Genomic DNA, 25,070 nt, shown 5'->3' with positions numbered 1-25,070 from the left:
AATCCGAAACCTCCGCCTCAAATGTCTGTTGACTTTTTCTTTAGCATGATTTATTCTTTCCTTATTAAGAAATGGGTTTTCTACTGGGTAGGGTTTTACACCTGACAAGGCTTGCTCGTTTCTTTTTTTATTTCTAAAACATCGTACAGATACATTTTCCCAGAAGCGGCATGTCTGATCAATAATCTTGCACTAAACACATTGTATCGCTCAACCTCACCACTTTCATCGTAAACCGGTAACGCAAATCTGGTATCATATCTATACCATCCATTTTTAGCATTACGGCTATGTTTCTCTTTTTTATTTTCTTCCACTGTTTTGGATGTTGCTATTTCAATGATCTCCGGAATTGCCTGAGCCGCATTTGCCTTTGCTTTTGCCACTGTCCCTTTAATATGTTTTGTGTAATTAGATCCTGTATACTCATCTGGCAGATCCGTACCAATATAAACTATATCTCCAGTCTCTGCTATAGAATAAAACTCTCCCACATACCGGCGCAGATATTTCTCAACATCAGACCATGTTATGGATCGTTTTCCTTTAAAAATAATATCATTGATAACTACAATATTATTCCCATCCACATCCTGTATAACGGCAACATTCCTCTGTGGTGTCTTCATCTCATTTGGCTCAACATTGTCAATGAGCTCCATATATCTAAGCATATGTTTTCTCACCTGGTCATCCGACCTGCGATAACACTCGATCAGATATCTCTCCTCGGCACTATAATCAACACTGCTGTTCTCCGTCTCATCATCGCCAAGCAGCTCTGCCAGCGACATATCAAATGCCCTACAGATAGCAACCAGCTTATCCGCCTGTGGATTGATCTTCTTCTTTTTCCAGTCATTTATCGTGCTGGTGGAAATCCCCGTTCTTCTCGAAAGCTCTGATTGGCTCATATTCAGTTCGTCAAGCCTTGCAAATATCTTCTCATATACCTTCACAATGTACCCCCGTTTCACTTCCGACTTTTCGGATATTGTAGCACATATCCACCTTTACTGCAATATCTTAGATTCGATTTTCACTCCCGCCGTGCTATATTGTTCTCAGCAAATGAATGTACAAAGGCGCACAAGCTCCCAACGGAACTGTGCGCCTTTGTATTTTAAGGGAAAGGACTAAGTAGTAAATGGTTGTACAAGCCATTCACCAGACTCTGTGACTTTGTAATATTTGTCCTCATCAGTATCAACTAGAAGGACCGGAATAATGCCGCTGTCCAGCACCGTTCCATCAATGTAATAGTGCGATTCACCGTCGTAATAAACATCGTGAAATCTTGGATCCCCGGAGATCTCTGCTGTGCCAACGTGACCGGCTACAACCTTCATATCAAGTCCTTCTATCTTCCCGGTCTCCGCCGGATACTTGTTGACATAAGTGTCCTCGCTGGTCATCCATTCCCACATGTCACCGGCTTCCTCATCAATGCCAGCATGGACAAATATCGTGTTGCCCTCTGTAAAATACCTCGGAAGATTCTCGATCCATCTTATATATCTGTCATCATCACATTCCCGGACGTCATCTGCATCGTCATCAAAGACTCCGATCAGCCGGTTTATACTCGAGTCTCCCAGAAGAACAAATTCCTCATGGTTACCCATAAGAGCAACTACCTTATCAGGACCATATTTCTTCTGCAGATTCATTATCTTATCCAGGACTGCATAACCATCTGCACCTCCATGAATATAGTCCCCAAGCAGGCAAAGCATAGTATCAGGCTCATCCAGGTGATCCCACACCAAAGCTAAAGCATCCACGAATTCAGCTATGCAGCCATGAATATCACTCATACAATATATCCTCATAAGCACTCCTCCCTGTTCTCTTGAACATCAGTCTCCTGTGTAAAATTCTTTGCCGTCATCAAGCCTTATCGCCGCAAGCCGCCCGCTTCTTCTCACCGCACCGCAGTCGATGGCGATATGATTATTCTGTCTGTATATGTATCCAGGTCTGGGATTACCCGGTATGCCTTGTGTCGGGGTATGGCCTGTCACTACATAAGTGTCGTCAAAATACTGAATATCATACTCCGCGCTTGCCCAGATAAGTTCCTCAATCGTGTAACTCTCGATCGGTTTACCAGGATAAAAATCCCCTAGCCCGCCGTGCACAAGTAGATATTTCTGTCCAGCTACCGATATCTCCTCTATCTCTGGCATATCCTCTATGAAGTCAATGACCTCTTGCTGCTTCGCTCTGTCCAGTGCCCGAAACCCGTCTATGGTCGTCTTGCTGCCATTGTACTGCCATGTTACCAGGTTCTCCAGCATCTCTTCAGACACCTCAGACAACGACTGTTCCGTTATCTCAGTAGTCAAAAACTTCAGGCAATCAAGTGCCATGTCCTCATGATTGCCAAGCATGCAGATCACATTTGACATGCTCATTATCTTGAGCAATGTTTTGATCGGATCTGGTCCCCTGTCCAGAACATCGCCCAGAATGTAAAGGGTATCCGTCTCTTTCAATTTAATCTTGTTCAAAAGCTCAATGAATTTGTTATACATTCCGTGAATATCTGAAATAACATATGTAGCCACTTAAATCGTCCCCCCAATATTTATAATATTAATCCCACCATATATGAAGCTCGCCTTTTTCTCTTATTATTTTTCGCATTTCTTCATATCCGCCGCTACAAGCCACATCTGCATGAAGATCCTCACATTCTTTGATCAAATCCTCTATTTCTATATCAGATAGCTTTCGGTTCAATACAAAATCAACGCTGTTATATGATAATCCAACTATCTCCGTGCCAAATCGCTCTTCCCATTCCTTAGCTCTATTATACATCTCTGCTGCTGTCGGCGTAGAGTTCCATCCTCCCCAATAATTTCCAAGTACTGCAAATACTTCATAAGTGTGATCAATATTTTTAAAATCAACAACTACTCCCGGATTAGGGTTACTGATATCAACAACCCTGTTATCACAATAAAATTCGTTCTTGTCTGTCTGGTGTATATACTTTTTAAAGAACTGGAACATACAAGGTTCATCACTCGCTTCAATATTTATCTTTTTTCCCATATGTATTTCCTCATTTATTATTAACCTCTTGACTGCCCAATTCATGCATAGAATCTCTCACCTGTTTCCAAACATATGCAGGCCAGCCTCCCATTTGGCAAGCCACATCCGCAATCCAGCATGTACACATTTTCCAAATCATTCGTCCAAATTGAATGTTGTCCATCAAGATATCTACCATGTGAATTGTTATACTGATAGCTTGAATCTGTATGGCCTACAAGTGATACATACCCTTTCACGCCCTGGCGCCAATACTCTTCCATGTCATAAAGACCTTCCAGATACAACGTATCATCCTGTTCTACAAGTGCTGGATCAAATGTCATGGCATGCGCAAGAAGATATTTCTTTGATCCAATATTGATCTCTATCTGCAGGGGCAGCCCCATTATCAAATCAGCCAAATTCAATAGGTCAACCTGAGTAAGTCTATCCTTCATCATATCAAATGAATTATATATATATGGTTGTATACTACGCCTCTCTTTCTCACACGCCCCATGATATGAGTAGATATACTCTGCTAAAAACTGGTCGTGGTTTCCTCGAATCCACCTCAAGCTAGCCTGCATACCCAGCCTGCAAATTCTAAAGTAAACACCAACTGGATCAGGAGCGTCGCCTCCTCTATCAAAAGCATCCCCAAGCAGGACGATTTCATCCTGTCTTGAGGGGGCTATCTGGTCTATTATACTATTAAACTCTTTTATCGAATTATGTATATCGCCAATAATATAATGTCGACAATGCATATATATGTCCCCTTACCACTATAATAATCTTCCAGCAATTTTTCCTTCATATCATCATACCAGGCTCTCTATGTAGATTGGGAGCAGTATAGTTCGTCTCTGCCATTTTTACGTAGTTCTTCGTTGGTCATAGGTCTGTGATGTGATTGTACAAATGCCACTGCCCTCTTTATTTCTTTCACCATTTTGATTTCCTGTTCTGAATATTCATCATATTCCGTCACGATATCTACATGTTCCGGATCTTGCAAAACCATAGCTAACACGCTATCGAATCCATGGACGTGATCCATCTCGCCATTATACATCAAATGATATATTAACCCCATTCCAGAGAACTCCGTTGCAATATAATTTACATCTCCACTTTCAAAACCATATCCCATCTGCACACACCATTTACCAGTAGCCTCATCTTGAACCGGGATATAATTGCCAAGATATCTTTGCTCTAATAAATCATCAGAACCACCCGCATATTCAGGCTTACTATTATCGTTTTCACCCATAGCATCCTTTTTGCTATATAAATTCGTAAGATAATTGAGATATGCCCTTCTTTCATCTTTTTCATTTAAAGTTATACGCTCAATGTATATTGGATTAATGTGCTCGTGTTCAAACTCTCCCTGATAAGCTGCTCCGTCAAACTTAATATCTACACAAACCTGAACATCTGAATAATCCCCTTTAACATTTTTATAGAACTCATATTCTTTATCAGAATAATTGAGAATTATTCCTACTTTTTCACAAAACTCAGTTGTATTCCAGTCACCATAGAGGCATCTTACAATATCCCCATGTCGAAAGTCATGTGGAATAAATACAAAGTCAAAAAAAGATTCATTATAAGATAAATTCTCTAATGCCTTTGATATTCTATCTTTTAACGCGTCATCAGATATTTGGTGCATAAAATTATTTAGCCATTTTACTTTTTCTTCATATGAAATCATAATATGGTTTGCAACAATCGTTGCCTTCTCCAAATCCGTGAATTCATAATGAATGCTATGCAGGTAAGCTCTTGTATCTTTTGACGGTATAAATTCATCGATAAAATCTTTCCCCATTCTCTTATTCTCCTTTCGCACGTACAATATAAAAGTTCCTCCCTCTATTACTTGTGTGTCCAATTACAGCCAGCAGTATCCCATTATTTCTAGAAAAAGTCTCCCAGCCTTAATGTAATCTTCCTCGACTTCATGCTCCTTTTCTTCAGACCAATCATAATCCTCTAAATATTCTCTGATAGATGGATTTAACCTGCAAAGCATTTTCCCTTTAAACGGATGTCTGGTTACATAGTCAAAATGTGTATCCAAATAGTACTTATACCGCAAATATTCACCGGTCTTTTGTATGATCCAATCTATAGCTTCCCCGATAGAAAATTCATTTCCCTCAAATATAACAGTATGCAATTCTTCATCATGAATACTATTCTCTCTGTACATGCGCATATGTGAATAGAGCCACTCAGCAAAAGATGCATCTATGTTAAAAATATCTCGGTAATCAAATCCATATTTATATCGTTGATACATTCTATATCTTTTTTTCTCAGTAACAAAATTCCCAGCATATATCGCTCTTGAAATGCCTAATTCAGAAAGATATAAATTTTTTCTCATCTAACGCTTCCTTTCATCTTTTTCTCTCTTTAGTCTACAGAAAAAACCCTTTACTCGTATATCAACTATTAAATCTGTCAATCACTCCATACCGAATTTCTCCCGGACAAGCTGCATTGCGGTCTCAACGTCTATCTTGCCCAGCACCAAAAGAAATATAGGAGCACTAAGCTCATTCAATATCTGTGGCATTGACACCGTAACCGCATCCATAACCTCCAGCGGCGCCATATCGCATATATTATAATCGATCATCGTTGTCGCAGTTATATCATAGCTGTCATCCTCAGTAACATAAATACGTGGACATATCAGGCAATTTGCACTATATAATGTTCCATCTGCTCCATCGTGGCTCTGAGGCCAGACTCTGGCATTGATAAAGTTCATAAGTCTGTAGAGGGCATCCTTATTAGTTGATTCCTCCACCCAGGAAGCTGCGTTCTGAGTATAGAACACCCTTGCCTCAATGCATGAATCATAAAAAGACAGCTCCGCCTCTAGCCTTTTGTCCGGACAATCATAGCAATGTGGCAGTGCCACTACTATACCCGTACTGCCATTATCTGTATCTAAGCACTCATGAAATTCCAGTGTGTGCTGTTTAAGATAATCCACACACATCTTCTTCGCCTTTAATTTATTCATCATCAAATTATCAAATTCCTCCTTTTCAAATGTATCACTCAATGCTTATTCTAGCTTACAGCAATTTTATGTATTTGTATGTACGCATTTTTTAACACATTTTCATCATTTTTCTCATTATTAATGTATCATATTTGTGTCACTAGTGATATAATCTATAAAAAGCTAATTTAAATGCATCGATATTACGCCAATAATATGCAAAATCAACGGAGAAAATTATATGGGAAAGCACAGTCTGAGTGACACACATACCAACAATTTTATTGAGTTTAAGAATCGTTTAAGTAAAGCAAGAAAGGGTATAGGTATGACGCAAGCGAAGGTATGTGAATCCATAAACCTCAGCAATCGTTCCACCCTGTCCAATTTTGAAAGTAAAAAGATGGAAAGGCTCCCTTCACTTGATGAATTTGTGGATCTATGTGATCTATACAATGTGGATCCCAACTACCTGCTCGGATTTGATGAGGTAAGAAATTTTACAGTAAAGACCTGTTGCGACGAACTAAAGCTTGATGAGAATGCTGTTATAACTATCATGAAGAACAAGATGGCTCCCATCCTGGTAAACGAGCTTTTTTCTGGTGATTCCTATGCAGAGATAGAACAATATGTAACATGGCTGAATTATTACAACAAACTGAGGGATGTGATCACGACAGCTTTCACCAGCTCTTTTATATCCAGACTGGAGCTGCTTTTCAGCAGATATTACACCTCCACTTTTCCACTGGACTACTCAGAAAATACATTTATCCGTTTTTTGAAATCAGAGGAAATATTTAAGAAATACAAGGATATATACGAATTTATGGACAAATGTTTTCTCACAGAAGCAAGAAATAATCTCACCTTTTCCTATCCAGACTTTGATAATCTGAATGAATCCGAACAACACGATGCAGTACTTTCTATCATTGCATTGCACTCATATGCCTATCTCATGAGCAGGGTTCATTTCGAAGATGTAGAAAAAAGGCTTATGGAGCAACTGACAGGCGTGATCCGCAGAGTCTCGCACGAATACCCTTTCAGGACGGTCTAAGTTTTTTCTTATGTTGCTTTTCAATCCTTAACTGCTTCCAGAAAAAGCATCGCCTCAATCGCCGGTGTCTTTGAAGCATATTCGGCATTCTCTATGCCATTGGTAAGCAACAGCCGTTCCCAAAGCTTAGGATAATTGGAGAAATCAAATGTGTTGTCATCCAGTATCACGTATTCATCTATCCCAGGATGTTCCGCCAGATAGCTCTGGATGCCCTCACCTCTGCCAACCCAGACATCGGTTGTCTTTCCAGACAGGCTTAGTCCAAATTTGCCCAGCATAGATACAAGATATGAGAAGTCGTCCCCGTCTTCTCTCATAAGCTTCCAATCCGAAGTCAGAACGATCTCCGCCTTGCCAAACTGTTTTAACGCCTTTTTCAGCAGCCTCACTCTGGACTCGTCTATCCCTGTTCTCCCACTGGGCGCCCCCACAACTGTCGTCCGGGTATTCAATACACCATCTATGTCCAGAAACAATGCAAAGCTCATATGGCTTCTCCTTTCTTGTGAATGCCAGCACATATATAATGCGCTGGCATTTACCATTTATAAATCTCTCTTATCAAGATCAACTTATATCATATACACTTCTAAGTCTCAGTTTATCCGCACTTCCACTTATAACCTTTACAGTCTTTGAATCTGCATTCAGGTCAAAATAATTGATGAACAGTCATAAACTGATCCGTCCGCGTACACCTCGCCACAATAGCAAGGTAGAACGCAGACATAGAAAAGATCAGGAACGCTTTTATAATCAGGTAAAGCTTATAAGTTAAAAATCGTAGCTATTATCATACACCTCACCTTTATCCTCTTCGTCGTACCCTCCCAGCACCTCATTATAATAATACTCTAACTCCAGAGCCTCCTCTTCCAATTCTAATTCGTCAAGGGCCTCATTTTCGTCAATATACTCTTTATTCTCTTCGCTATACTTCGTTATGAACCCCCTCAACAACACCGCAGGGATTTTCCTCTCTGCTCTACATACCCGCTTGAAGTTCCAGTATTCCTTTTCGTTTACTTTAAAAGTAATTGTGATATTATTATTCTGCATCTTATCTCCTTTATATCATATCTCCGCTCTTGATATAGTTTGTTTTTACATTTTCTTTCGACAAACTTCTCGGTGTCTCTGATGACTGTTGCCTTATTCAACTAAGAATCCGATAGATAGCAGCTCGATTTCCACTAGTTCTTTTGGGCTTACCATTCTGCAGTAATACCTGCTCTACCTTTTGGAATCTTCCAGGTAGCCCAATCTCTCTGGCAAATTTTTTACCAATCCTTGCCTTTACTACTTTAGGCTTTCCTGCATATGTCATATCGATTTGAGTATAGGTTGCAGATGCTGCGTTGATATCAAATTCAGTTCCAGCATTTGCCGAATCAGAAACATATGCGGCAATCTCATTTAGTACATCTTTTTCGATCTGAGCTTCTGTTTTGGAATTAGGGCCAACCAAACCATAAAACTTGTTAAGAACATCAATGACAATAATACTCACATTGACTCCTTGACTTGCAGCCTCGACCTTTAACTTCTCTTCAAGCTCTGGTCCTGGAAAAAACTGGATCCTCATAGACTTCACTCCTTTCTTCTATTATTTGTATATGAGTGGTAGCTACTGCACTCATATCGTATTTTCACTATACCATAAGCTGTTTATGAGTTCAATACCCTACACTCATATTTTTATTCTTTTTTTACTAGTAGTATCTTTTTCTTTATTATTACGTATTTTGACTCACAATATCCGAAGAACTCATCAGTTCCCTCGTCTAAAAATCCCTCCATGACAAGAGCTGTACCATCTTAAAGTCTTTCCGGCTTTGTTGATACCACTCCTGTCTATTCTCATTGCAAGTGTGTGGTATATGTGCATTCACAACTCGGAAATATCCGTAATCAGTATCTATATCTACGTACTCATATAAGATAGAATCCTCTAAGCCATCAAGGATCCTAGTATTATGTTCGTGATAGCCCTCCGCATTGATAAGTAGCACATTTATAGCTGATCTAAAATCATTTCTATAAGCCTTCGGCAATACCATTACATAACCTTGGAACTCGCCTCTTAGTATGTCCAGATATTTATTGTCTTTTCCAGATATCACTTCCGAAAGCCCGAAAAGCCAGGCCTCTGGCGCCTCTTTTTTATGCACTTGCAAGCCCTCTTAAGGCGATCTCCCTAAGCTTTCTTTGGTTGCATTCTAGGTATAGCCTGCTAGATTCCAAGATATAATATACTTCTCTTTGTCCATATGTTTCCTTAATTCTCTTTTTTACTCTTGATTTAACACTCTTATTGTAATATGCTCAGTTTGTTGTGTACTCGCAACAAACTTTTAATCTGTTGTCATTTTGCGACAAATTCTTGGCCAGTTCAAGTATTTTTTCACAATTTTTCGAAAGGAGTTTTACACACATGAGATTTTCAACAAAATACACCTTAGCTTTACAGATCCTCATCATATGCTATTTACACAAAGATGAAAAAATAACAAGCAACTTTATCGCTGCTCACACAGGAGCTGATGCATCTATTATCAGATATACCATGCTGGACCTAAAGAAAAAGGACTTGATCGTTTCTAAGCCCGGTCCAGGTGGGACGAACTTAAACTGTGATCTGTCCAAGCTCACCCTTTATGATGTTTATGAACTGGTAGCAGAGCCTTCTGACAATTTACTGAAATTTTACGATTTTCCTGATACTGCAACTACCATCGATAAACAAATTAAAGAATCCGCAGATGTAATATTTGAAAACATCAAGCACCAAATATTTAATACAATGAAAGAAACCTATGTATCCGATATCTACAAAGATATAAATCTCGATTGATAACCATACCACAGAGATAATAATTAGGAATTCGAACATTATCTCATTTCTATTAAACTACCAGTTGATTGACCAATCCGGGCAAAAGGATAGATAATTAGTATACTATAAAATATAGAGAAGTGAGGTGGCCTCTGGTATGGATAGTTCAATGCTCGAGCAGGAGATAAATGTATATTCAGATAAATATGATATAAAGGGCGTCATAAAGGACTACGGCATGGTGATCAAGCTGGTATTTTCATATAACGGACGCAGGATAGTGATGGGAATGTCCAGACCATTTCCGGGAAGCAGCTATGAGCTTCTAGGACAGCAGATCATCGATTCCTATGTTGACAATTTGGTAAATGATAACGAAAAGCTCATGCTTCACTACTGGTATGTTGAGTCATTTGTATCAGATGGCGAACGATACCAGATGGGACACGGCGTCGTAACCGGACATCAAAGACTCACAGATGGCACATGGATCCATACTTCGGTTGTAAATGATATACATGTAGATACCGAGGCCGAGGAGCTCGTTGTCACAACTATGAACAGCGTGTATCACTGTCCTCTTGCGTACTGCGACTGGGAACATCAGAATGAGTACTCAGATGTTATTCCAGACTATGAAGTCCTGAAGATGAAATATAAAGGAATGGACACGCTGCTCAGACCTGTTATAGAACCGGGAAAAGTTCTTCTTGTACTTGCCAATTTCTGTGAGTATTACTTTCATTCACTGTATTATGTGCCAGAAGATTCTGAAGACAACACTCCCTGCGAATATTCGGCATACCCGCACGTCGGAACATTTCAGGACAGCTTTCTGATAAGTGCATACAATAAAGGGCTGGAATGCAATGAGCTTGTTGACGTGAGATATTTCCCGCATTATCAGAATATCGAGTTCTACTCCGAATATACAGACGAAAAGCCATTATATGTAGAAAATATCGGCTACAGCGTGATCTATGTACAGTCAAGTGCCGGAACGATCAAGCTTGCCCCTGGTGAACGCAAGGAAGTTATACCTGAGAATGCCGAAAAAGAGCCACCTGTTCTTCCGGATGGCGATCTGTATCCTGCGGGGGTATACTAATTTATCTCTCATCTTCGAAACTATGAAAATTGAGAATGCCAGCGCATTTTAAGCGCTGGCATTTACTATCTGTAACTCTATCCTATCAAGGTCAATTTATATCATATACACTTCTAAGCCTCAGCTTATCCACACTTCCACTTATAACCTTTACAGTCTTTGAATCTGCATTCAGGTCAAAATAATTATCCGACAGAATCAGATCCTCATTCTGGTTCAGGATCTCCACACTCTTCGCATACGCATCCGCACTGACTGTGATATAGTCGCCATCCACTGTCGCCTGCAAATGAGGCTCCTCGTAGCAGAAATACTTCGGATATGAGAATATGACAGTCCCCTCTGATATTACCTGTCCTTTCATGCTTGCCTGATAGCTCACATACTGATGGTAAATGTCGATACCAGGAAGTTCAACCTTGTCAAGCCATACGCTCGTCAGCGCTGGCGCAGTGATCTCCTCCTCGTGGGATTCAAGAACACGAGCTGACGCATCCCTCAACTGCCAGGACACAAGTATTTTCTCTGTGTTCATGGTTTCATTTGCCACACAGAGGCGTATGGACTTCGGGAATTCAAATGGGAGTCTCACCAGCTCCTGTCCGCTTCCAAGCATGCCCTCCTCTTCACAGGAGATCATGATCGGAGCAAAGAAACGTCTTGCATAGTAGTGCAGCGCCTTTAAGCGCTGGCAGTAATCCACACTGGACCAGGATGCAACCGGCCAGCAGTCGTTGAACTGCCAGTACACTGCTCCCATGCACCTGTCATCATTTCTGTTTCTTCGAAAATGCTCGACGCCATACCTGATAGCATCCGCCTGCAGAAGTTGCGATGCGTAGATAACCGTCTCGAAATCAGATGGATATCTATATGTCTGTTGCATATAATTCATTATCTTTCCATTTGCCGAGCCATTTCTCTGATGCCGCTCCATAATGTATGAAAAGATATTCATATCACGCTCATCATCCGTAAATGTCTCAACAGTCTTCTTTGAAGGAAATGACTGGAAACCGAATTCGGAAATATATCTGAAGTAAAACTTTCTGTACTCAGAAAATGGCTTATCACCATGCCACACAGCCCAATAATGCACATCACCACGGTTCTCGTCTCTCGGATCATCAAATGAACCACCTGAGGACGGGCTCGCTGGCCAGTAGAATACCTGTGGAGCATACTGCTTCATGATCTTAGGGAGAATTCGCTCGTACATAATAATATAGTCCCGCACCTCGCTGTCCTTGCTCACCCATTTTCTCTCCTTAACAAACTGCTCCATCTCATTATTGCCACACATAAGCCCAAGTGACGCATGATGGCGGATCCTCTTTAAGTTGTCAATAAATTCCGCGGTGATATTTGCCTCAAATTCTGGTGTGAGATCGTAGACAGCACACGCAAACATGAAATCCTGCCACACCACAAGTCCCATCTCATCGCACATATCATAGAACCAGTCGTCAGGATAATATCCACCGCCCCACACACGTATAGAATTGAAATTCGCAAATACCGCCTTCTCAAGCAGAGCTCTTGTGGTCTCAGGTGTCACACGTCCAAGAAGATGGTCCTCCGGAATGTAATCCGCACCCATGGCAAATATATTTACACCGTTTACGCAGGTGGCAAACCTCTCTCCCCATTTGTCCTTTGTACGGTCCATGGTTATTGTCCGCAGGCCGATCTTTCTCGTCCAGTTGTCAACCACCGTACCATCATCTTTCACAAGGTCAACGGAAACATTGTAAAGGTTCTGCTCACCATACCCACGCGGCCACCAGAGCTGTGGGTTGTCTATATGTATATTCTTCGTGTTATCTTCATTCAGTATCTTGTTTATAATTTCGTTTCCAGCCGGATCAATTACTCGCACCCTCACACCCAGCTGTCCCGTCTCTGATCCAGAACCGATATGCTTCCGGGCAAATTCTATCTCCGGCTTTATATCAAGTTCCACTGTGTCCTGACCATGATGCTGCAGGATTTCAACAGAATCTATCCGTGCAGTATCAATTCCAAGCAGGCTGACCGGTCTCCATATTCCTGCATCAGGAAGGTGAGCGCCCCAGTCCCAGCCAAACATGCAGTGAGCCTTTCTGATATGTACAAATCCATTCATGGCATCCTCGATTCCCCGTGTTGGAGCCTTCGCAAATGCATCTGCGATGAACTTTGTCGGCGAATAAAAATATACACTTAATATATTATCCGACTGCTTCAGGATATCCTTTACCGAATACTCCCATGTCCTGTGCATATTGTCGGCGTGTCCAAGCTTCACACCATTGAGCGTGATATCCGCAATGGTGTCCAGCCCTTCAAATCGAAGGATAACTTCATCCGATTCCAGCAGCTCATCATCACACGAAAAGCTGGTGCGGTACTCATAATCGTAATCCATCAGCTTCAGTGATTCTATCTCATTGTCCTTCCAGAATGGATCTTCCATCTTGCCCGCCTGCAGCAGATCCCCATACACCGATCCCGGCACTGTCGCCGTGATCCAATCGTCATCACCTACGCGATGCATTTCCCAACTGTTGTTTACATCAATTTTTTTCATTTTTTCTCCACGGGGACGTTCCTACTACAGCATCATCTCTGTCCACTCTTTCTCTTTAAATCCAGTCAGCACGAAACCTTCAGCAACGACAAGCGGTCTCTTCACCAACATGCCATTTGTCGCAAGAAGCTGCAACTGCTCATCCTCGCTCATGTCCGGAAGCTTGTCCTTCAGTTTCATCTCCTTATACAGCATGCCGCTCGTATTGAAGAATCTCTTGAGCGGAAGTCCACTCTTCTCATACCATTTCTTAAGCTCCTCATATGTAGGATTATCATCCACAATGTGACGCTCCGTGTATTCTATCCTATTCTCGTCAAGCCATTTCTTTGCCTTCTGGCAGGTTGAACACTTTGGGTAACATATAAATTCCATCGTCTTTTCTCCTTTTCTATTTGGCTTATTGCTACAAGCCTCAATTTCATCATATCAAGTTGCTTAATGATTTTCTCTCCAATATTTCTGACAAATGGCGCACATTCCCATGTCATTTACTCTCAGTGGAGAAAAATACTTCTTTATGTTTATTGAAAATACAGTGTTATATTCTCCATTGCCATCTCTCGAAGTAATCTTGTCCGGCATATCCGGGTTATAACCCATTGAGCCACAGCAAATGCAGGTATTCATCCATTTTGCCATCTTGGGGTATTGTTTCAGGTAGTTTAGGGCTTCGGTTTTTCTGTCCAGGGAGTCTCCTTATCTTCTTTATCCTTTTTAGGCAATGCTAAATACTGCATTGGCTATATTACAGCCTCATTTTCTTTGTGCTCATTTACAGAAATATTTCCTGTCAAGTCCTCACCAATCTTGTAAGTGGATAACTTATCGATTGCCATTTGAACCTGAAACTCATTTAATTCGATCTCAACATCGTAAATATTTCCGCTTCTTGGCAGTCTGACATGAATAACTGCAAAATGCTGATACTCCTCCGTATTATAAATTCCCTCCTCGTACTTCTTAAGGCGTACTATTTTTCTTGATATTCCCTCGACCAACCGATAATCTATTGCATATATTTTTTTCTCTGTGAACCCGTGTAAATGTGTAGTTTCAAATGCTAATGCATTTGTTTTATAGAAAAGCATCTGACTTTTTAAATATGACGCTTCAAGCTCTTCATAATCAATATCACCCTTCAACCACTTCCGTACCGGCATTCCTATATACAGTGAAAACTCCAGCCAAAACAGGAATCCGAACAGGCAAAGTCCTATAATAGCCATATAATAACGCCCTAAAGGAATAAGGCACAAGGTACAAAACATTAGAAACAATGGCAATATCATTTTGACAAGATATTCCCGTCTTTGAAATCTTTTTAATAAATCCATTTTCATGCTTTGATATTTAGGTTTCTCAAAATGGTGCTCATTGAGATAGATCACATATTTCTCATGCCACTCAGAGCTTTCAAAATAGCTGCCATCCATATATTGCACTTTCGTCTCCTGGGCTTTCATATCTGCTTTGCTTTCCTTGCAATAGGCATAGATTAAATATACAATGATCATCGGACAAGCAATACATGCCGCATATTTTCCAGCCATATCTCCTCTGACAAAAAACAGGAGCGGTCCTATAAGCACTATAGAAGCAATATACACAACCAATGATTTCTTGGTCATGGCAAACGGAAATTTGTCATTTCTCCCCATATAATTCTATTTCCTCCAACTACAAACTCATTTCCAACAAAGAGTCCATCTGTTCGCAGACAACCAAATATCACCGATACTATTCCAACAGACAATCGCTGCATCTACAAATTTTTGCCCCTTCTTTAATTTCTTTATTCTATAAACATTTTTTCCTGCCAAAAACACAGTTACATAATCTTCAAAAAAGCCCTCTAGTCCACTTAAACTAGGACTTTACGCGACAGTAAGCAGACCATTTCTGTGTGTTCCGTCCACGGAAATAAATCCACAAGCGCGATTTTCTCCAATTGATACATCCGCTTGCGTCTCGGTGTGCCACAGGTACAGGTTGTAACGTATCTCTCATTTTCAGAGGGACTCTTCTTCATGACAAAAGCTACGTCACCACAATATTCTTTATTTAACAAAATAATATCTTTATTTACGAAAATCATAATTAAGATATTTGTTTAGTATTGATAACCCACTTTGAAAAATCTCCAAACATTTATTTTTTTCATCAACATTAAAACTAGGATGATATTCTTCATTTTTTAGAAGTTTCAAATTACTTCCATAGAATAACTTATTATAAATATCAACAATTTCTTCATCATTATAATCTCCTACAAATTCTTCATTTAGTGATTTTGATAAATCACTAAATAAATGCCATGTATCTATTAAACTTTGACAATTTTGCGATATTTCTACATTATCTATTAACTCGGTAATTTTAGATAGATAAAAGACTGTTATTCCTTTTTCAAAAATAATATGTTCCTTATCCGCAAATATATTTGCTTCTTCGACACTAGAAAAAACTAACAGCCGTTGATTAAAAAGCAAGAAACCATCTTCATCGTTGCTATACCATATAAAAAAATAAGTTAATCCATTATAAATAATTTTTGTCAAATAATATTTCGTCATAACTTTGTTCCTAATTATTCCAAATCTTCTTTTGTTGGTAGTCTGCGGATTTCTCTTCCATCTGTGCATTTGCGCGGAACATCCGATATTCCGGCGGACAAGTTTTCAAATACTCGGATTGACAAATCATCTAATTCTGTTATAAAATGTATCTAGAAAATGAGTTTTACAACCGTACAGTTTTTACTCAAGCGGCTCACTCGTTTCTTTTTTTATTCATTTTCTTTATGCTCGTTTACAGAAAGATTTCCTATCAAATCTTCACCAATTTTGCAAGTGGATAACTTATCAATTGCCATTTGAACCTGAAACTCATTTAGTTCGATCTCAACATCGTAAATGTTTCCGCTTCTTGGCAGTCTGACATGAATAACTGCAAAATGCTGATACTCCTCCGTATTATAAATTCCATCCTCATACTTCTTAAGACGTACTATTTTTCTTGATATTCCTTCCACCAACCGATAATCTATTGCATATATTTTTTTCTCTGTAAATCCATGTAAATGTGTAGTTCCAAATGCTAATGCATTTGTTTTATAGAAAAGCATCTTACTTTTTAAATATGACGCTTCAAGCTCCTCATAATCAATATCGCCCTTCAACCACTTCCGTACCGGCATTCCTATATACAGTGAAAACTCTAGCCAAAAAAAGAATCCGAATAGGCAAAATCCTATGATGGCCATATAATAACGCCCTAAAGGAATAAGACACAAGGTACAAAACATCAGGAACAATGGCAATATCATATTAACAAGATATTCCCGTCTTTGAAATCTTTTTAATAAATCCAGTTTCATGCTTTGATATTTAGGTTTCTCAAAAGGGTGCTCATTGAGATAGGCTACATATTTCTCATGCCACTCAGGGCTTTCAAAATAACTGCCATTCATATATTGTGCTTTCATCTCACGAGCTTTCGTATCTGCTTTACTTTCCTTGCAATACGCATAGAGCAAATATGCAATGAGCATCGGACAAACAATGCATGCCGCACATTTTCCAACCATATCTCCTATGACCAAAAACAGAAATAGTCCCAGAAGAACTGTAAAAACAATATACACAACCAATGATTTCTTTGTCATAGCGAATGGAAATTTGTCATTTTTTCTCATATAATTCTATTTTCTCCAACCTCGAACTCATTTCACAACAATGGGTACAACTATTTGCGTACACATTATCCGTCAGAACCACCTAAATACCGCATAAACTCAAGGTTTCTTGCTTAGCAAGCAGACGGTCTTCACATGAAAAGACAGCACTCTATGAATTACCGATTTGTGTCTGGAAGTTACTCATCCGAACCCATCCACATCATCACTGGTTTCATGCTACTTCTTCGCATTCTCTTCCAATTCCAACATGTACTTATCAAAATCAGACATGAACAGCCTATCCTGAATAACACGATATTTTTCAAATTCAGTTTCAGCTTTTGCCTTGGCAATCTCAGCAGTGATTTTGCCTGCATCCTGAAGAACATCTCTGTCGTCGGCCATCAAGAATAAATCCAAACGCTTTGCCCAATCCTCCATCGTCATTGGAATATGACGTTCCGCCCGATCCTCTGCCAAATCCAGATAAGCAGATACAATACGCTCTAATGAACGCATTTCCTTCTCTGAAAGATAATTCTTCGCAACACTCACATCACTTTTTACAATCTTGCCTTCCGGCGCTGCTGCCCAAGTAGTTAATCCCATGTGTGGCTTATCTGCATCAGCCCGCTCATAAATCAACTCTGCTGCTGTATGTCCGTGAACTGCATAATGCATCTTGTTTTGAACCTTTGCAAAGAACTGCTTTGTTGTTTTTGCTGTTCGGTCATAATCAAGAGCTGTAGCATAGATGTCCGTTATTTTCTGATAAAATCTCCGCTCAGAGAGACGGATCTCACGAATCTGCTCAAGCAGGCGGTCAAAGTATTCTACTGTAAGCACAGAGCCACCATTTTTCAGACGTTCGTCATCCATGACCCAGCCTTTAATAGTGTAGTCTTTCACGATACCATTGGCCCACTTGCGGAACTGCACCGCTCGCTCATTATTAACCTTGAATCCGACCGCAATAATCATTTGAAGATTATAATGCTTTGTATCACGAGTCACCTGACGGGGACCTTCCGTTTGAACTATCCGGAAATTCCGGATAGTTGAATCTTCCTCAAGCTCTGAGTCGGAATAAATCTTCTTAATATGCTCATTGATTGTACGAACATCCACATCATACAATGTGGCCATCATCTTCTGTGTCAGCCATATATTCTCATCCTCATAGCGCATCTCAATACTGTCCTGCTGACCACCGATAGAGGCAACATAGGTTAAATATTCTGCTGCACTGGAACGGATGGTTATTTCATCCTTTTTCTTTTTCAAATAAGAGGTCTCCTTTTGCAAATACTTATTTATTTCTCCAATATTTCTGACAAATGGCGCACATCCCCATGTCATTTACTCTCAGTGGAGAAAAATACTTCTTTATGTTTCTTGAAAATACAGTGTTATATTCCCCATCGCCATCTCTCGAATTAATCTTGTCTGGCATATCCGGGTTATAACCCATTGAGCCACAGCAAATGCATATATTCATCCATTTCGCCATCTTGGGGTATTGTTTCAGGTAGTTTAGGACTTCTGTTTTTCTGTCCACTTGGTCTCATTAGTAATCTTTCTTCTTATTCTCATCAACTATAATCCAACGTCCGCTTTCCTTCTATTGCTCCATGCCTCGTGGTTGTTGCAATCTTTGCAACAACCACTTTTTCATCTAATTTACCTGTTTCAAATATTTTTTCAAATGTCTGCTTATTCCGGACTTATCCACCCCAAATATCTCAGACATCTCAATCATCATCTCAGGAGGAAGGTTTGGATTATCGAGAAGTTTACTGCAATCAGCTTGCACTTGTTTTACAAAAGCATAAAACTGTTTTCTACTATCTGCAGCCTGATCCATTTCTTTGTTTGCTACACCGTAATACTCCTTAATACTTGCATCATCACTACTTACAATTGTATCAAGCATCTCCTTGTATTCAGTTAATGAAGATTTCATTAATCCAACAAATTCAGGAAACTATGCAAGCACTTCTTTAGCCACTTCAGGACGAAGTTCGCCTATCTTTGATGCAAAACTAATCACATCACCTTTTGATATATTCTTAAAATCAGTTCTCTGCATCATATCAAGAACATCCTTTTCCATTGGTGTATATTCCATGTTTCTACCTCCTAGTGTGCTGTCTGTATTCCCTTATTTGTATCCAATTCAAAACCAACCTGCCAAAATCCCATATCAATCATCTTCATCTGTGGATACGGCATACCTTCAATTTTCATTTTCTCTCTAACTGGTTCAAATCGAGCAGAATTTTTTTCGTAAAAATCGACAAGCTGCATAATGGATTTCAAGTTGTAATTACCGATTGCAACCTTCTGATTTTTAATGCCTGCTATAAAATATCTATCGTATGCAGGAACGCAACCAAGAGTTCCCATAAGTATTTTAGTGATTAGTGTAAAGGACAATTGATTTTTTAATTTTTGCTCTTTTACTTCTCGTCTGATTTTATCGTAATACTGCCCTAAAAACGAATTTATATCTAGAAGTAATTGTTGATTGCTTTTTTCTCTAAAGCTAACGCACTCAATTCCAGCCAGCACATCATACTTCTCACTTAACAGTTCTTTCACTACCGGAATATGTACTTTATAATCCTTTTGCAATAAAAAGGATGAACCACGATACATTCCCCAACTAGCCAAATAAAAGGCCAATTGCAAACTCAAATAATCATAATCAATCTCTTGGCTCCCTCGTGCTTTTATGAAATGTGAATAGCAGTGTTCCCAAGAACGATATCGACCATTCTCATCACCCTTCAAATCATTATAAAATTCTGTTGATGATTTAATAATCAAATCCACAGTATCCATGCTACTCACCGCCTATTCGTTACTTGTTTTTATCTGTTCTCCATCCGGGAAGATAAATGATTGCTCAAAGGTAACCTCCATCACATCAGCTATCTGTTTCAACTCCTCAAGAGTAACTGTATCTCGTTTCAGTTTCTTACCAAAGTTCTGTGGAGTCTGACCTATCCGTCTGGCAAGTTCTGAAACGCTTATATTCTTTTTATTACATAATTCTTTAATCATATCGGATGTCTTCATCGTTATCCTCCATGTCTAAAACGCACCTCAACTTGTTACATTATAAACCATTTGGTTGACAAATTCAATTCTGCCACAGTCCCACTCTGTAAATTTTCTATGAATGACAAAAACACCCTGCATTGCTGCAAGGTGCTGATGATTATAAACTATTCTTCAATTTAATAATTTTTTCTTCAATTTCACGGATCACTTTAATAAAATCCACATCATCTTTTCCTGTAGGGTCATCTAGTCCCCAGTTATCATCAAAAGGTCTGCCGATAAAAGGACATCCAACATTACATCCCATTGAAATTGCGATGTCTACATCTGGGATATCTGTAATTAACTTGCTGTATTGACCATTTGTTTCCATATCAATTCCATAGAGTTTTTTCATTATACGAACAGCATCCTGATTGATTTGTGGCTTTGTTTCTGTCCCGACAGAATAGCTTTCAAACACATCAGATGCTAGACGTTTTCCAAGTGCCTCGGCAATCTGACTTCTACAGGAATTGTGAACACAGATAAGCAGCCTTGGAATCCAACCATCTCACCACGTTCCATTTTCATCTTCAATCCTTTTCTAACATAAGCAGAAGTATTTTCAACTTCCTGCTGTGCTACAGAACTTAGAATCGTCAATAAAAATTCTCCATCCTTCAGACTATGTATTTTTTCCACCTCAAAGTATACATCTATATTTCTCTCTTTTAGCATTCTGACATACTTTAATGTAAGGAGGCATACTACCAAAAGCACGATCAGGAACTCAACGCTTTCCAAGATGCGAAATTCGCACTAGAAAGCCGAAATGTTGACCTATCCTCTGTCACAGCAAGTAATATTAAATTACTACAAAAGCGGCTGGAGCAAGCCGAACAGGAGCAGCTGAGTCTCCGTGAACAGATTCTAAATATCTCCGTCATTTTCTTTTGAAATGATGGAGATATTTTTATTATGACGGAGATTGTAGAACAGAAAATTGTATCAGGTTGCAAAAATCTTTCCTGAGATCAAGTAAAGAAAAAGAGCATATGGAATTGATTGAATCCATACACTCTATGATTAATAATCTACATATTTAATTTACAGCATCAAAATATCCAATGATTCCTATATATCCGTCTTTCTTCATAGGAGACCACAATGTATGCAGTTTCAGACTATACATCTGGCTACCATTTTCCACCTTCGCTTTTATCTGCACAGAGTATTGATAGCCAAAAGTGTTAAATTTTGAATCATCTACAATGAGTATTTTTTGTTTCTTGTCCTTCTTATTTCTCTTTAGTGATTATTGATCAATAAATTGGGCTTCCTCCCTCCCAAGTTTTATATTTCTTATGGTTTTCTTCAGCAACTTCATATCAACTGGTTTTGAAATATGAGCATTCATTCCAGCAGCGAGAGAGTGCTGCATATCCTCTGAAAATGCATTGGCAGTCATGGCAATAATCGGGATCGTCTTTGCCTGTTCATGTGAACTTCTACGGATTGCCTCCGTTGCCTCATAACCATTCATAACAGGCATTTGTACATCCATCAAGATCATATCATACTCACCGGGCACGGACTGTTCAAATGCTTCCAAAATCCTTTTGCCATTTTCACAAATAGTACACTCTGCACCTTCAAGCTTTAATAATTCCATTAGGATTTCTGCATTCAACTCATTATCCTCTGCACAAAGGATGCGCATTCCATCCAGAATATCACTATCTGTCTCATGCATTTCTATCTGTTCTGTCGAAGAAACTACTCTGTTCTCCACAATTTTTAGATTTAAGATTACTTCAAAACTACTTCCGCGATTTGGTTCGCTTTCAACCTCAATCGTTCCCCCCATCGATTCAACCAGATTTTTAGTGATTGCCATTCCCAGACCAGTTCCCTGTATTTTGTTTGTTACGGAACTTTCTGCACGAGTAAACGCGTCAAAGATAGTTTCTTTAAAATCAGCAGACATTCCCATACCATTGTCACTGACTATAAAATGATATTTTCCATATGTAGAAGAGTTTGTCTCACTTTCTTCTGCTATAAACTGGATTATTCCACCTTCCTGTGTGTACTTTATTGCATTAGACAACAGATTACTGAAAATCTGCATCAGATGAACCTTGTCGCCATTTACCCACTCATGTTTAAGGTTTTCTTTTGTGATTATAAAACTCTGATTTTTTTCGTTTGCCTGTGAATGAAATATTGTATTGAGTTCTTCTATAGCATCCAGAATAGAAAAATCAGAATATTTGAAAACTGTTTTTCCAGCTTCAATCTTGCTCATATCCAAAACATCATTAATAATTCCTAATAGATGCTGAGAAGAAATAGCTATTTTATCTGCATACTCTATAACTTTTTCTTTGTCGCCGGCATTATGTCTGATTAATGATATAATACCAATGATTGCGTTCATAGGTGTGCGAATATCATGCGACATATTGGATAAAAAATCTGTTTTTGCCTTATTTGCATTTTCAGCGGTTTGTAGAGCCTCAATAGCAATGTTCTTAGCCTTTTTCAGATTTTTATTAGCTTCTTCCATTTCGCTTATAGCCATTGCCTGAAGCTCATTGTTTCTTTTTTCAAATTTAACTTTTTGATTTGCAATACTGAATCTGGAAATACTGTAGAATAATCCAGCAAAAAGCAAGAGTATAAATCCTGTCATGAGCATTGTAGTAAGCCCAATCGTTTTCTGGTATTCTTTCAACACATTATCTACTGTCGCTTTTTTTACAATACAAATCAACATCGTATTGTTGCTTTCTATCGGACAATATCCCAAATAATAAGGCTCATCTTTCCCCATAAGTTCTACTCCCTTTTTTCCCCCCGCAATCTTTTTATTCAGAGAATCAAACTCTTTTTCTGTTATAGCATGATCACTTTTCAAATGTTTCAGTAATGAATAATTTCGAAAAAAAATGTCATCCTTCTGGTTCGTATAAGTAATATTTCCATCATCATCCAACATGAAGAGATATGCACTTCCATCATATCCTCCAAGATTTAACATGGAGTCTAATTTCGAATGATCATACACTGTTCCAATCGCTGTATAAGTTTCCCCATTAATCATATATTCCTGACATGGAATTGCTACCAAATAACCGTCTTTTTTCACTTGTTCAAATTCCAAAGCGACCAATTTTCCAATATTAGATCCGTTTCTCAAATCCAGCAAAAGCTTACTAGGCATATCAACTTTCAGTTTTGTTCCATCTGAGGTTATAGCTTTTCCATTTTCCTGTAGAAATAAAAGTGTACTCTCAGATTCTTTTTCCCATGCATTAAAAAAGATTCGGTTATTTTCTGTTTCAAGGGATATTTTCTTCTCTTTACACAGATAGCCCTCAACAAAATGTAACTGTCTATAGTATCCACTCACTTGCATATCATAGGTCTGTTGAATCTGTTCGACAACAGCTTCCATACTGATTTCTCCATTTACCTCAATATATGTATTCATCCTATTCAACAGAAACTTTACAAAAACAAAACTTGAAAGAATGAAAATTATGACAAACAATGGCATTATTATTTTTTTTCTCTTAATTATCTCTTGTTCTATTTGCACTTTATTTTTCAACCTCTATATAGTCTTCTGGTGCTGACGGTTGCTGCCCATTTGACATGGCCGCAATCCATGCACTAGATAATGTTGTATCCCCTATTTGCTCAACAGCACATTTTGGATTAATTTTTTTCAAAATAGATTTTGTCGTATCCGTAAGAAGAATGGAATATTCCTTTTCTGTGTCTATTTTTTTATCATTTATTGTTATATCCTTTAATGAGAATCCGTTTTCTTCGTTTTTGACAATTATTTTCATACCAGATGCAATCGGCAACTCACCATGCTCTTTAAAATAGCTATATAAATCAGTGTCATTATTTCCAATAATAAATTCAATATCCTGATCTGGAAACTGCTCATGGATATAAGGAGCAATATTTTTCATTAAACGATTTTCCCACAGATACACGGTAAGGTGATCGTTTTTTTTAGATTGTCCATATCCAGCCAAAATACCAGTTACTAAAAGTACACCAGACACCAATGCGGCCAGATAACATTTTGTTTTTTGCATACGTCAAATTCCTTATTCTTTCGATTAAAACACATTTCAATATTTTCGTTTTACAAGCCCTTTAGCTTTGTGTCACAGATTTTCATCTGCTTTGTCTCAATTCTTTTTATTATAGCATTTTATTTTTTCACGTCCATATTTTTCACGTTAATGTAAAAAATGAAACACTTACATATATACAGAAACAAAGAAATTAATCAAGAAATATGGAACCCGAGATCCATTTGAGATCATGGATCAGATGAACATTGTTGTCGGGGAAACTTCCAGATATAAGACACTGAAAGGATATTGTTTTATGAGCTGCAAGACGATACACTCTACAATATGACGGATAATACAGAATACCAGGCCAATCTGTTTGCTGCCGATCTGCTGATTGAAGATGAGGAAATCGAAGATATAGTTCAGAACGAGGCCAAGCTTATCATATGCCGATGGAGATTCAGAGCAATTTCCTGGCGAAATAAAGTAAATAAAGATCCTGTTCTATATATCATAGTATGAACAGGATCTTTTTATAATGATTTATTTTCTATCTAAAATTTTATTAAACCG

The 25,070-nt window shown here is 38.7% G+C and carries 31 protein-coding genes and 2 pseudogenes; 5 read left to right on the top strand and 28 right to left on the bottom strand.

Going from position 1 to position 25,070, the window contains the following annotated elements; translation table 11 throughout:
- Positions 1–95: 95 nt before the first annotated feature.
- The 8 genes from ARA78_RS06485 to ARA78_RS06450 form a co-directional block, all read right to left on the bottom strand.
- The gene (locus ARA78_RS06485) at positions 96–959 is read right to left on the bottom strand and encodes a helix-turn-helix domain-containing protein (RefSeq protein WP_022216827.1); all 864 of its coding nucleotides are present in this window, start codon (positions 957–959) and stop codon (positions 96–98) included.
- Between the two features lie 177 nt (positions 960–1,136).
- Positions 1,137–1,832: a metallophosphoesterase gene (locus ARA78_RS06480; RefSeq protein WP_022216828.1), complete on the bottom strand. Its 696-nt coding sequence runs from the start codon at positions 1,830–1,832 to the stop codon at positions 1,137–1,139.
- Between the two features lie 27 nt (positions 1,833–1,859).
- The gene (locus ARA78_RS06475; protein ID WP_022216829.1) at positions 1,860–2,570 is read right to left on the bottom strand and encodes a metallophosphoesterase family protein; all 711 of its coding nucleotides are present in this window, start codon (positions 2,568–2,570) and stop codon (positions 1,860–1,862) included.
- A gap of 28 nt (positions 2,571–2,598) precedes the next feature.
- Entirely contained in the window at positions 2,599–3,063 is a 465-nt protein-coding gene (locus ARA78_RS06470; protein ID WP_022216830.1) for a DUF4253 domain-containing protein, read from the bottom strand.
- Positions 3,064–3,104: 41 nt separating this feature from the next.
- Complete coding sequence (locus tag ARA78_RS06465) at positions 3,105–3,818, bottom strand: metallophosphoesterase (protein ID WP_022216831.1); 714 nt, start codon at positions 3,816–3,818, stop codon at positions 3,105–3,107.
- A gap of 68 nt (positions 3,819–3,886) precedes the next feature.
- The gene (locus ARA78_RS06460) at positions 3,887–4,894 is read right to left on the bottom strand and encodes a hypothetical protein (RefSeq protein ID WP_242849676.1); all 1,008 of its coding nucleotides are present in this window, start codon (positions 4,892–4,894) and stop codon (positions 3,887–3,889) included.
- 63 nt (positions 4,895–4,957) lie between these two features.
- Positions 4,958–5,455 (bottom strand): hypothetical protein, encoded by a 498-nt coding sequence (locus ARA78_RS06455; RefSeq protein ID WP_022216833.1) that lies wholly within the window; start codon positions 5,453–5,455, stop codon positions 4,958–4,960.
- Between the two features lie 81 nt (positions 5,456–5,536).
- On the bottom strand, positions 5,537–6,106 hold the full coding sequence (locus tag ARA78_RS06450) for a hypothetical protein (protein WP_055224472.1): 570 nt from the start codon (positions 6,104–6,106) through the stop codon (positions 5,537–5,539).
- Between the two features lie 220 nt (positions 6,107–6,326).
- Between ARA78_RS06450 and ARA78_RS06445 the strand changes: the two genes are divergently transcribed.
- The gene (locus ARA78_RS06445; RefSeq protein ID WP_004851876.1) at positions 6,327–7,151 is read left to right on the top strand and encodes a helix-turn-helix domain-containing protein; all 825 of its coding nucleotides are present in this window, start codon (positions 6,327–6,329) and stop codon (positions 7,149–7,151) included.
- Between the two features lie 20 nt (positions 7,152–7,171).
- Here ARA78_RS06445 and ARA78_RS06440 read toward each other — a convergent pair whose 3' ends face one another.
- On the bottom strand, positions 7,172–7,642 hold the full coding sequence (locus ARA78_RS06440; protein WP_022216835.1) for an HAD domain-containing protein: 471 nt from the start codon (positions 7,640–7,642) through the stop codon (positions 7,172–7,174).
- 185 nt (positions 7,643–7,827) lie between these two features.
- On the opposite strand from ARA78_RS06440, the pseudogene ARA78_RS13865 reads away from it, so the two are divergent.
- Positions 7,828–7,929 (top strand): annotated as a pseudogene (locus ARA78_RS13865) (IS481 family transposase); the annotation flags it as partial.
- Here ARA78_RS13865 and ARA78_RS06435 read toward each other — a convergent pair.
- From ARA78_RS06435 to ARA78_RS06425, 3 genes are all read right to left on the bottom strand, one after another.
- Positions 7,929–8,213 carry a hypothetical protein gene (locus tag ARA78_RS06435; protein ID WP_022216836.1) on the bottom strand — a complete coding sequence of 95 codons (285 nt, stop codon included), beginning with the start codon at positions 8,211–8,213 and terminating at the stop codon, positions 7,929–7,931. The pseudogene ARA78_RS13865 and the gene ARA78_RS06435 overlap by 1 nt on opposite strands.
- A 97-nt stretch (positions 8,214–8,310) precedes the next feature.
- Entirely contained in the window at positions 8,311–8,739 is a 429-nt protein-coding gene (locus tag ARA78_RS06430; RefSeq protein WP_022216837.1) for a hypothetical protein, read from the bottom strand.
- 199 nt (positions 8,740–8,938) lie between these two features.
- Positions 8,939–9,325: a hypothetical protein gene (locus ARA78_RS06425; RefSeq protein WP_022216838.1), complete on the bottom strand. Its 387-nt coding sequence runs from the start codon at positions 9,323–9,325 to the stop codon at positions 8,939–8,941.
- 263 nt (positions 9,326–9,588) lie between these two features.
- Between ARA78_RS06425 and ARA78_RS06420 the strand changes: the two genes are divergently transcribed.
- Together ARA78_RS06420 and ARA78_RS06415 are read left to right on the top strand one after the other, a co-directional pair.
- Positions 9,589–10,008 (top strand): Rrf2 family transcriptional regulator, encoded by a 420-nt coding sequence (locus ARA78_RS06420; RefSeq protein ID WP_022216839.1) that lies wholly within the window; start codon positions 9,589–9,591, stop codon positions 10,006–10,008.
- A gap of 139 nt (positions 10,009–10,147) precedes the next feature.
- Positions 10,148–11,098, top strand: a complete 951-nt coding sequence (locus ARA78_RS06415) for a hypothetical protein (protein WP_022216840.1) — start codon at positions 10,148–10,150, stop codon at positions 11,096–11,098.
- Positions 11,099–11,189: 91 nt separating this feature from the next.
- Here ARA78_RS06415 and ARA78_RS06410 read toward each other — a convergent pair whose 3' ends face one another.
- From ARA78_RS06410 to ARA78_RS14250, 16 genes and pseudogenes are all read right to left on the bottom strand, one after another.
- Positions 11,190–13,667: a beta-mannosidase gene (locus ARA78_RS06410; protein ID WP_055224470.1), complete on the bottom strand. Its 2,478-nt coding sequence runs from the start codon at positions 13,665–13,667 to the stop codon at positions 11,190–11,192.
- Positions 13,668–13,691: 24 nt separating this feature from the next.
- Positions 13,692–14,042 (bottom strand): arsenate reductase family protein, encoded by a 351-nt coding sequence (locus tag ARA78_RS06405; RefSeq protein WP_055145229.1) that lies wholly within the window; start codon positions 14,040–14,042, stop codon positions 13,692–13,694.
- A gap of 63 nt (positions 14,043–14,105) precedes the next feature.
- Positions 14,106–14,309 carry a hypothetical protein gene (locus tag ARA78_RS13635; RefSeq protein WP_242849675.1) on the bottom strand — a complete coding sequence of 68 codons (204 nt, stop codon included), beginning with the start codon at positions 14,307–14,309 and terminating at the stop codon, positions 14,106–14,108.
- A 101-nt stretch (positions 14,310–14,410) separates the two neighbouring features.
- Complete coding sequence (locus tag ARA78_RS06400) at positions 14,411–15,328, bottom strand: hypothetical protein (RefSeq protein WP_055280246.1); 918 nt, start codon at positions 15,326–15,328, stop codon at positions 14,411–14,413.
- 420 nt (positions 15,329–15,748) lie between these two features.
- On the bottom strand, positions 15,749–16,243 hold the full coding sequence (locus ARA78_RS06395) for a hypothetical protein (protein ID WP_021984481.1): 495 nt from the start codon (positions 16,241–16,243) through the stop codon (positions 15,749–15,751).
- Positions 16,244–16,455: 212 nt separating this feature from the next.
- A complete protein-coding gene (locus ARA78_RS06390) occupies positions 16,456–17,364 on the bottom strand; it encodes a hypothetical protein (protein ID WP_055280245.1) in 909 nt (302 codons plus the stop codon).
- Between the two features lie 219 nt (positions 17,365–17,583).
- Positions 17,584–18,630, bottom strand: a complete 1,047-nt coding sequence (locus tag ARA78_RS06385) for a virulence RhuM family protein (protein WP_055272258.1) — start codon at positions 18,628–18,630, stop codon at positions 17,584–17,586.
- Between the two features lie 25 nt (positions 18,631–18,655).
- Positions 18,656–18,856, bottom strand: a complete 201-nt coding sequence (locus ARA78_RS13630; RefSeq protein WP_242849674.1) for a hypothetical protein — start codon at positions 18,854–18,856, stop codon at positions 18,656–18,658.
- A 165-nt stretch (positions 18,857–19,021) separates the two neighbouring features.
- Positions 19,022–19,309 (bottom strand): hypothetical protein, encoded by a 288-nt coding sequence (locus ARA78_RS14255; protein ID WP_015534667.1) that lies wholly within the window; start codon positions 19,307–19,309, stop codon positions 19,022–19,024.
- Between the two features lie 21 nt (positions 19,310–19,330).
- The gene (locus ARA78_RS14090; RefSeq protein ID WP_015534666.1) at positions 19,331–19,474 is read right to left on the bottom strand and encodes a hypothetical protein; all 144 of its coding nucleotides are present in this window, start codon (positions 19,472–19,474) and stop codon (positions 19,331–19,333) included.
- Positions 19,475–19,485: 11 nt separating this feature from the next.
- A complete protein-coding gene (locus ARA78_RS06375) occupies positions 19,486–20,190 on the bottom strand; it encodes a hypothetical protein (RefSeq protein WP_015534665.1) in 705 nt (234 codons plus the stop codon).
- Positions 20,191–20,202: 12 nt separating this feature from the next.
- Positions 20,203–20,427 carry a helix-turn-helix domain-containing protein gene (locus ARA78_RS06370; RefSeq protein ID WP_055272256.1) on the bottom strand — a complete coding sequence of 75 codons (225 nt, stop codon included), beginning with the start codon at positions 20,425–20,427 and terminating at the stop codon, positions 20,203–20,205.
- Positions 20,428–20,569: 142 nt separating this feature from the next.
- Entirely contained in the window at positions 20,570–20,956 is a 387-nt protein-coding gene (locus tag ARA78_RS06365) for an arsenate reductase (protein WP_055280244.1), read from the bottom strand.
- Positions 20,941–21,150 (bottom strand): annotated as a pseudogene (locus ARA78_RS06360) (recombinase family protein); the annotation flags it as partial. The pseudogene ARA78_RS06360 and the gene ARA78_RS06365, both read right to left, overlap by 16 nt.
- A gap of 559 nt (positions 21,151–21,709) precedes the next feature.
- Positions 21,710–23,854: an ATP-binding protein gene (locus tag ARA78_RS06355; protein WP_055280310.1), complete on the bottom strand. Its 2,145-nt coding sequence runs from the start codon at positions 23,852–23,854 to the stop codon at positions 21,710–21,712.
- Positions 23,855–23,999: 145 nt separating this feature from the next.
- Positions 24,000–24,512, bottom strand: coding sequence for a hypothetical protein (locus tag ARA78_RS14250; protein ID WP_055224460.1), 513 nt, complete (start codon positions 24,510–24,512; stop codon positions 24,000–24,002).
- Between the two features lie 327 nt (positions 24,513–24,839).
- Here ARA78_RS14250 and ARA78_RS14245 point away from each other — a divergent pair, with 327 nt between their 5' ends.
- Positions 24,840–25,019 (top strand): hypothetical protein, encoded by a 180-nt coding sequence (locus tag ARA78_RS14245; RefSeq protein ID WP_242849673.1) that lies wholly within the window; start codon positions 24,840–24,842, stop codon positions 25,017–25,019.
- Positions 25,020–25,070: the final 51 nt, after the last annotated feature.

It is taken from the genome of Coprococcus eutactus, from assembly GCF_001404675.1.
GTDB lineage: Bacteria > Bacillota > Clostridia > Lachnospirales > Lachnospiraceae > Coprococcus > Coprococcus aceti.
This window is presented reverse-complemented; position numbering and strand designations above follow the sequence as displayed.

Bases quoted from the DNA above. Each gene is read 5' to 3' on its own strand.
- ARA78_RS06395 (WP_021984481.1), bottom strand. From the start codon at position 16,243: ATGACGAAATATTATTTGACAAAAATTATTTATAATGGATTAACTTAT.
- ARA78_RS06410 (WP_055224470.1), bottom strand. From the start codon at position 13,667: ATGAAAAAAATTGATGTAAACAACAGTTGGGAAATGCATCGCGTAGGT.
- ARA78_RS13635 (WP_242849675.1), bottom strand. From the start codon at position 14,309: ATGGCAAAATGGATGAATACCTGCATTTGCTGTGGCTCAATGGGTTAT.
- ARA78_RS06415 (WP_022216840.1), top strand. From the start codon at position 10,148: ATGGATAGTTCAATGCTCGAGCAGGAGATAAATGTATATTCAGATAAA.
- ARA78_RS13630 (WP_242849674.1), bottom strand. From the start codon at position 18,856: ATGGCGAAATGGATGAATATATGCATTTGCTGTGGCTCAATGGGTTAT.
- ARA78_RS06450 (WP_055224472.1), bottom strand. From the start codon at position 6,106: ATGATGAATAAATTAAAGGCGAAGAAGATGTGTGTGGATTATCTTAAA.
- ARA78_RS06465 (WP_022216831.1), bottom strand. From the start codon at position 3,818: ATGCATTGTCGACATTATATTATTGGCGATATACATAATTCGATAAAA.
- ARA78_RS06460 (WP_242849676.1), bottom strand. From the start codon at position 4,894: ATGGGGAAAGATTTTATCGATGAATTTATACCGTCAAAAGATACAAGA.
- ARA78_RS06370 (WP_055272256.1), bottom strand. From the start codon at position 20,427: ATGAAGACATCCGATATGATTAAAGAATTATGTAATAAAAAGAATATA.
- ARA78_RS06430 (WP_022216837.1), bottom strand. From the start codon at position 8,739: ATGAGGATCCAGTTTTTTCCAGGACCAGAGCTTGAAGAGAAGTTAAAG.
- ARA78_RS06440 (WP_022216835.1), bottom strand. From the start codon at position 7,642: ATGAGCTTTGCATTGTTTCTGGACATAGATGGTGTATTGAATACCCGG.
- ARA78_RS06435 (WP_022216836.1), bottom strand. From the start codon at position 8,213: ATGCAGAATAATAATATCACAATTACTTTTAAAGTAAACGAAAAGGAA.
- ARA78_RS06445 (WP_004851876.1), top strand. From the start codon at position 6,327: ATGGGAAAGCACAGTCTGAGTGACACACATACCAACAATTTTATTGAG.
- ARA78_RS14250 (WP_055224460.1), bottom strand. From the start codon at position 24,512: ATGCAAAAAACAAAATGTTATCTGGCCGCATTGGTGTCTGGTGTACTT.
- ARA78_RS06420 (WP_022216839.1), top strand. From the start codon at position 9,589: ATGAGATTTTCAACAAAATACACCTTAGCTTTACAGATCCTCATCATA.
- ARA78_RS06400 (WP_055280246.1), bottom strand. From the start codon at position 15,328: ATGGGGAGAAATGACAAATTTCCGTTTGCCATGACCAAGAAATCATTG.
- ARA78_RS06405 (WP_055145229.1), bottom strand. From the start codon at position 14,042: ATGGAATTTATATGTTACCCAAAGTGTTCAACCTGCCAGAAGGCAAAG.
- ARA78_RS06390 (WP_055280245.1), bottom strand. From the start codon at position 17,364: ATGAGAAAAAATGACAAATTTCCATTCGCTATGACAAAGAAATCATTG.
- ARA78_RS06455 (WP_022216833.1), bottom strand. From the start codon at position 5,455: ATGAGAAAAAATTTATATCTTTCTGAATTAGGCATTTCAAGAGCGATA.
- ARA78_RS06355 (WP_055280310.1), bottom strand. From the start codon at position 23,854: ATGGAAGCTGTTGTCGAACAGATTCAACAGACCTATGATATGCAAGTG.
- ARA78_RS14090 (WP_015534666.1), bottom strand. From the start codon at position 19,474: ATGGAATATACACCAATGGAAAAGGATGTTCTTGATATGATGCAGAGA.
- ARA78_RS14255 (WP_015534667.1), bottom strand. From the start codon at position 19,309: ATGAAATCTTCATTAACTGAATACAAGGAGATGCTTGATACAATTGTA.
- ARA78_RS06470 (WP_022216830.1), bottom strand. From the start codon at position 3,063: ATGGGAAAAAAGATAAATATTGAAGCGAGTGATGAACCTTGTATGTTC.
- ARA78_RS06375 (WP_015534665.1), bottom strand. From the start codon at position 20,190: ATGGATACTGTGGATTTGATTATTAAATCATCAACAGAATTTTATAAT.
- ARA78_RS06480 (WP_022216828.1), bottom strand. From the start codon at position 1,832: ATGAGGATATATTGTATGAGTGATATTCATGGCTGCATAGCTGAATTC.
- ARA78_RS14245 (WP_242849673.1), top strand. From the start codon at position 24,840: ATGACGGATAATACAGAATACCAGGCCAATCTGTTTGCTGCCGATCTG.